This is a genomic window from Aquamicrobium defluvii, assembly GCF_004363725.1.
In the GTDB taxonomy this organism is placed as follows: Bacteria; Pseudomonadota; Alphaproteobacteria; order Rhizobiales; family Rhizobiaceae; genus Mesorhizobium; species Mesorhizobium defluvii.
The window spans coordinates 90,405-96,475 of the sequence record NZ_SNZF01000016.1; the positions used below are offsets into that span (position 1 = coordinate 90,405).

At 56.9% G+C, this 6,071-nt stretch carries 5 protein-coding genes and 3 pseudogenes; 5 read left to right on the top strand and 3 right to left on the bottom strand.

The genetic code is table 11. The features are described 5' to 3' along the window. The first annotated feature begins 10 nt into the window (after positions 1-10). From DES43_RS13480 to DES43_RS13490, 3 genes and pseudogenes are all read left to right on the top strand, one after another. Positions 11-802, top strand: a complete 792-nt coding sequence (locus DES43_RS13480) for a sulfite exporter TauE/SafE family protein (RefSeq protein ID WP_133675606.1) — start codon at positions 11-13, stop codon at positions 800-802. 156 nt (positions 803-958) lie between these two features. Further along, positions 959-1,603: pseudogene (locus DES43_RS13485) on the top strand (adenylate kinase); the annotation flags it as partial. A 270-nt stretch (positions 1,604-1,873) separates the two neighbouring features. Continuing rightward, positions 1,874-2,326, top strand: a complete 453-nt coding sequence (locus tag DES43_RS13490) for a MaoC family dehydratase (RefSeq protein ID WP_133675608.1) — start codon at positions 1,874-1,876, stop codon at positions 2,324-2,326. Between the two features lie 326 nt (positions 2,327-2,652). Here the strand turns inward: DES43_RS13490 and DES43_RS13495 are convergent. Further along, positions 2,653-2,862: pseudogene (locus DES43_RS13495) on the bottom strand (IS5/IS1182 family transposase); the annotation flags it as partial. Positions 2,863-2,884: 22 nt separating this feature from the next. Here DES43_RS13495 and DES43_RS13500 point away from each other — a divergent pair. Then, positions 2,885-3,190, top strand: a pseudogene (locus DES43_RS13500) (hypothetical protein); the annotation flags it as partial. Positions 3,191-3,205: 15 nt separating this feature from the next. On the opposite strand, the gene DES43_RS13505 reads toward DES43_RS13500, so the two are convergent. Next, complete coding sequence (locus tag DES43_RS13505) at positions 3,206-3,757, bottom strand: VapC50 family PIN domain-containing toxin (protein WP_133675610.1); 552 nt, start codon at positions 3,755-3,757, stop codon at positions 3,206-3,208. 59 nt (positions 3,758-3,816) lie between these two features. Here DES43_RS13505 and DES43_RS13510 point away from each other — a divergent pair, with 59 nt between their 5' ends. Further along, entirely contained in the window at positions 3,817-4,329 is a 513-nt protein-coding gene (locus tag DES43_RS13510; RefSeq protein WP_133675612.1) for a helix-turn-helix domain-containing protein, read from the top strand. Between the two features lie 40 nt (positions 4,330-4,369). On the opposite strand, the gene DES43_RS13515 is transcribed toward DES43_RS13510, so the two are convergent. After that, positions 4,370-5,353, bottom strand: a complete 984-nt coding sequence (locus DES43_RS13515) for a hypothetical protein (RefSeq protein ID WP_133675614.1) — start codon at positions 5,351-5,353, stop codon at positions 4,370-4,372. Between the last annotated feature and the right edge of the window lie 718 nt (positions 5,354-6,071).

Sequence of the window (6,071 nt, forward strand, 5' to 3'; positions counted from 1 at the left end):
GAACACGTTCATGGATCTTGAACCCGTACAATATGGTCTTGGAGCCCTCTCCGGTGGACTGGTTGGTTTCACGCTGGGGATGTTTGGAGGCGGCGGTTCGATCCTGGCCGTGCCGCTGATGGTTTACGTGGTCGGCGTTCCAAGCGCACATGTTGCGATCGGAACCAGTGCTTTTGCGGTTGCGGCCAATGCGTTCGCGAATCTCGTCGGTCATTGGCGTTTGGGTAGCGTTAAATGGCGCTGCGCCGGGATCTACAGCGTTGCTGGTATTTTCGGGGCATTGATCGGTTCGAGCATTGGCAAGATGATTGACGGTCAGAGGTTGCTTTTGCTTTTTGCCATTCTAATGCTCGTTGTTGGCGTTCTGATGTTTCGTAAGCGCGGCGCGGAAGGCAATCCCGGCGCCCAGTGCTCGCGGGAAAACATCCATAAGGTCGCCGGATACGGCAGCCTGACCGGGATATTTTCGGGTTTTTTCGGCATTGGCGGCGGTTTTCTTATTGTCCCCGGCCTGATTGCGTCGACCGGCATGCCGATCCTCTTCGCCATCGGCTCCTCTCTCGTTGCGGTAACGGCTTTTGGACTGACCACCGCATTGAACTATGCGCACTCCGGATACGTCGATTGGATTCTAGCGGCTATATTCATCGGCGGAGGCGTCGTCGGAGGGCTCGCGGGAGCGTCTCTGGCCAAGCACCTGTCTGGGCGCAAGGGCATATTGAACAGCCTGTTCGCAACTCTGATTTTCGTCGTGGCGGCCTACATGTTGTATCGCAGCGCTGGCCAGCTCATGAAGTCCTAAACAGCGTCGCTCGGAGACATCATGTCGAACAGTTTTGAACCGGGTGTCTTGGTCCCGATCCGACTCGTCTCTTCAGCGTTCTCACCCGGTTCAAGCAGTATAAATTTGTCGATCCAGCACAGATCCGAAACAATGATAAGAATGGAGCACTTCGCGATGAGACTTATCTTAATCGGTCCACCCGGGGCAGGAAAGGGAACGCAGGCGCAGCGCCTGTCTTCAAAGTATGGAGTACCCCAGTTGTCCACTGGTGACATGCTCAGGACTGCTGTAGCCGCTGCGACTGAGGTGGGGGTCGAGGCCAAGTCGGCGATGGAGGCGGGGCTACTGGTTTCGGACGAGATCGTGAACCGGATCGTAGCGGAGCGGCTGAGCGCGGCAGATTGTGCTCGCGGCTTCATCTTGGACGGATATCCGCGAAATACGGTGCAGGCAGAGGTGTTCGACACACATCTTTCATCATTGGGGTTCCAGGCAGACGCCGCGATTCATTTCGTGGTCGATGACACAGCTCTGATCAGGCGTATTTCAGGTAGGTACAGTTGCGCTGGCTGTGCGACCGTCTATCACGAGGTCGACGGCAAACCGAAAACCCCAGGGATCTGCGACGTCTGCGGATCCGCGAAGTTCAAGCGTCGAGCGGACGACAACGAGCAAGTTCTGCGGGAACGGCTCCACACGTACAACGAAGAGACTGCCCCGGTGGTCGTCCACTACAATCAAACAGGCATTCTGCACCCCGTTGATGGAATGGGCTCAGTTGATGAAGTCTCCGACGCCGTCGAGTCGGTGCTGCGTCGGGCTGCGGCGCCTGAAGGCGCGCGAGACAAGACCCAAAAAAAGCCCTTTGACAGGCGTGAACCTCCCGACGCACGGCCGTAGTGTGTTTCGGCCCTTTTTAATCGCGGGACTTAGTTAATCCTGTTTTGTCCATGCCGGGGTCATGGTCCTTTCCGAGGTCAGCGAAGAGCGCCGAGGGCAGCTTGCGCAGAGATGGGGCCTCGACCTGGGCGTGTATCCGAAAGCAGGCGCAGAGCGCACGGCTCAATTAGTAAGCAGAGGAGAGGCAATATGACAAAGCTCTATATGGAAGATCTGTCCGAGGGGCAGCGCTTTACGAGCGGGAGGCACAGGATCGAGGAGACGGAGATTCATCGCTTTGCCCGGGAATTCGATCCCCAGCCATTTCACCTCGATGCCGAGGCCGCAAAGAGCACGCTGTTCGCCGGACTGGCGGCGAGTGGCTGGCACACGGCGGCAATCACCATGCGCTTGACGGTCGACAGCGGCTTTTCGCTCGCTGGCGGAATCATCGGCGCGGGCTTTGACGAGTTGAATTGGCCACGGCCGGTTCGACCGGGCGACGAACTGCATCTTGTGATCGAGGTGCTGGAGGTGCGGCCCTCCCGCTCGAAGTCTGACCGGGGAATGGTCAAAGTCCGCATGAACACGCTCAACCAGAATGACGAGCCAGTGCAGGTCTCTGTCGGCAATCTGGTCGTACAAAGAAGACCGACGAATTGAAAATGTGAACAACCAGATCGCTGGCGAACATGCGCGATGCGCTCGGGCGGCAGAACGAAAATGGAAATGAAAGCCTATTTGCTCGACAAAACAATTGGGCGAGCCGCTCGAGGAGCGGGCTCAGCCCGATCCCGTCGCCGGCCCGCCCTACATAGTGATCGGGATCGAGGTGGCTGGCCTCGAACTGCTGAACATCGCAAACTGCGAAACGCCGCCATGAACACATGGCGCGAAATCACCCTGTCTGCCAGGGAGTAAGCGAGCCCACATCGTAGCCGTCCTGTGCCCGAACCAGGTTAAGGCGACGCTACACCTTGAACGTATGCAGTGTTTTTCACGCTCTGCGCGTCCACGATCGAGAACGCGCTGGATGCGTTGCGCTCCAGTTTTTCTCGGGTCACGCCAACCTGACTTTTTAAAGCCTGCTCCAGCAGGCTGCTACCTTCACACGGCTCACTCCAGATGGAAAAGTACGCATACACCGTGCGCAACAGGCAACCGCTTCTGAGGAGGTACAGCAGTTTGGCGATATGGTCCGCAGTCAGGTGCGTTTGGCCGGTTGTCTGGCCAAACCTGTTCGAAAAACAGCGCCGCGTCGTGCTTGGATCGGCCATGATGGCGATCAACGGCAAGATCCAACGGGAAGGGGGCGTCGTGCATCTGGTGGCGCAACGGATGTTCGATCTGAGCGGCGAGCGAGACACTTTCAGGGTGCCGACAGGACGGGGCGACGAGTTCGCGCATGGTTCACCGGGTAGCCCCGACAGCCGCGAACGGCCGCCGATGGGCGTCAAGGCGCGGGAAATTTATATTCCGGACCTGCATATCGATACGCTGAAGGTGAAGAGTAGGAATTTTCAGTAAAACACCTCTGAACGGTCATTTGGCTTTTGTGCCTAAAATGGACAAAGCCTTTGCGGCAAACTTGGGAGCAATCCCTGACAGCCTTTCCGTCAATTCCACGACGGACAAAGTTGGTCGACGGTAGCCTGCGGCCTGTGCGACGAGCGCCTCCAACAGCCTGTCCGCCTCTTCACTCAGCAGGGAGACCAGAAAGTCGTCGGGTGTCATGGCGACGACGCCGGGCGGAAGATCGCTGAAGTCTCGGATGTTCGATGTGACGATGATGCCAGCCCCGATCGCTGCAGCTGCTGCGGCCACGTGCCGATCCTTGGGGTGGTTCCGCATTGCTGGTTCCAGTGGCTCCCAGCCTTCGATATTCGCGTCGGGGAACGCCTCCTCCATAACGGCGCGCAGTACCCTCGCTCTGGTCGGCTCCATTCCATAGTCGCTGATAAGGTTGCGCGTGACTTCGTCCAGGATTCGCGACGACCAATGCGCGCGATAGCAATCTGCCGCAGCCACTCGCAATAGTGTGTCGCGCAGCATCATGGGGAATAGGACGTCGGCATCGAGGACGGCGATTGGCATAGGCACTCATCAAGATTCCTCCCTGATCATTCGGGGAGGTGGTTGCGTTTATAGCGTTTATGCGCCATATTACCGGCATGGCCATATCACATCGCACATCGTCCGACAAAAAGCCCTCGAAGACTTCGAAAGCCGTTCCTGCTCTCGAGCGGTCAGCTGCGGCCCGTGTCGCATCACTGTTGGTTTCCCGTTCCGCAAAGCAGCATGGAACGTTTCAGGTAATCAATGCCGATGGTGAACGCTTGGACCTGCCAGATGCGCTGACTGACATCATGTATCGGGCCGCGGAGCTTCTCGCAGACGGAAGACCGGTAACGGTTTTGTCCGACGAAGAGATGCTGTCAACGCAGGCGGCGGCCGAAATTCTCAACGTATCGAGGCAATATCTCGTGCGTTTGGTCGATACCGGCGAGCTTGCTGGTGAAAAAGTGGGAAGTCACCGGCGTTTGCGAGCCGTGGATGTCGCAGCGTTCAAGGCTGTGCGTGACGCCAAGCGAACATCGGCGCTCGATCGGTTGAGTTCATTGAGCGAAGACGCTGGCGGCTATGAGCTCGAAATCAAGCAGCGCTGAAGGAGCTATATAGCGCGCCGGGCTCGAATGCGCCACTTGTTCAATGATCTCTCAGAAGGGTGCCGAGCGTGGAGTTGCACGTTTTTGTTCCCTCATCAAATACGGCGGACCTGTCACATCGCGTGTAGGCCGCCAGGGCGTAGCTCAACGCTTCCTCGTCCCATTCTTTGAAGATGCGCAACTCGTCGCTGCCCGGAATTAGGCCTGAATATGACTCAACATGCATTTGCTCTACCTGCATGAACTCATCGTTCTCGGATGTGATATAAAAATGCGTCGCATCCCTCAGTGTGGCTTTGTAGTGAACACGAGCCGCCAGTTCGCTGAATTGGGCGCCGCTAACAGCGGATCCGGAGAGCGCGTAAGGCCCTCCTGGGCCAGCGTGCATTTGAAGCCCGCCGTCGCTAACAAATATCACCCCAAGCCGGCCGGCTCTGATCGCTACGGACTGTCCGAAAATGTTTGTCGAGAGGTCGAACTCTTGATCTCCTCCGGTATCGGCGACCTCGTAAAAATACAGTGAAAAAGGCAAGTTGCCGTAGAGGCATCGGAATGTGGTGGGTTTTCGCGCGCTTTGGAGTACGAAATGGCAGTGCTGCAGTTCCTCGATGAATTGCGCAGGAACCATCGGCCCACTATCTGGTCGCTTGCGATCAAGTAAGAGGCCGGTCTCTTTCACGAGAAAGCCGATCAGGATTTTAGACAACCATCGGCCAAGGAGTAGTTTTTCGTCCTGAGTCTCTACTGTGCCACGCTCAATAATGGGCTGCACGGCGTTTTCAATCTGGGAGAGGAAACCGTTGTTGCAAGCTTCGCAACACGGAACAGTCAGATTTCGATATGGAATAAGTGTCCCATTCAGCAGGGTAAGATGCTCATTGAAGAGATTGAACTTATGCTGAAGCCATTTGGGAATCACGTGTTCGCCGGCGCCTGTGCTGGGGGGACCGCCGCACGCAAAGCACATTCTCTGTGAAATGCTGTTTTCCGACACGGCCCTTGCCGATAGCTCGAGTATTCTCATCTTCTCGTTTTCGGTTGGGCTTTCAACGGTTCACGCCGGGCCAGACGATCATGGAAGAATCTCATTCGTCCCAAACCAGAATACCAAGCCACCGCTGCCTTGGACACCCGGCCATCAGGCTGCAAGCCAACGCGGACTCCGAAGGCCTGCCGGCTTCAGTCGCTTCCCTTGCGGACCCTTTCCACAATCAGGTAATTCTGAAGAAGCGTGTGAAGTAATTCAGCCCCAGGTTTCGTCAATTGAAGCCAGGATGTGTTGTTCCTAATCCTTGCACATGGGCAGGACTTGGTTTTCCTGAGTGTGGCGTCACCCTCTGGGACCGGGCTGTAGGCTGCGCTGAAGCCTTCAATATAAAGTCTTCACCCTTCGGGCCGCCATCCCTGACGCGTACGTCGATCAGGGTCTGTCCAGCAACACGTAATGTAACATCAAGGTTCCCTTCCCAGCAGGCCGAAGCCGCGCAGTTCCATCCCTGAGTTAGAGCCGAACCGGCAGGTTGCTTGATCAGGAAGTGGCCGTGCAATTTAGCCCGAACGCAATCCGCTCCAACCATTGGCGTTGCCAACCCCGCTCTCTTGTCTGGCATCCCTAATCCAGTCCCGTCCTTGGGCAGTCAACCCGCATATGTGGAACGGCCCGCGGTGCAAGGATGCTTTTCAGTCGATTTCACCACATGAGGACGGTGCGGTCATATGTCCGGCCTTTCTGCGCGGCACAT

Coding starts and splice junctions, on each gene's coding strand:
- DES43_RS13515 (WP_133675614.1), bottom strand. CDS start 5,353: ATGAGAATACTCGAGCTATCGGCAAGGGCCGTGTCGGAAAACAGCATT.
- DES43_RS13480 (WP_133675606.1), top strand. CDS start 11: ATGGATCTTGAACCCGTACAATATGGTCTTGGAGCCCTCTCCGGTGGA.
- DES43_RS13505 (WP_133675610.1), bottom strand. CDS start 3,757: ATGCCAATCGCCGTCCTCGATGCCGACGTCCTATTCCCCATGATGCTG.
- DES43_RS13510 (WP_133675612.1), top strand. CDS start 3,817: ATGCGCCATATTACCGGCATGGCCATATCACATCGCACATCGTCCGAC.
- DES43_RS13490 (WP_133675608.1), top strand. CDS start 1,874: ATGACAAAGCTCTATATGGAAGATCTGTCCGAGGGGCAGCGCTTTACG.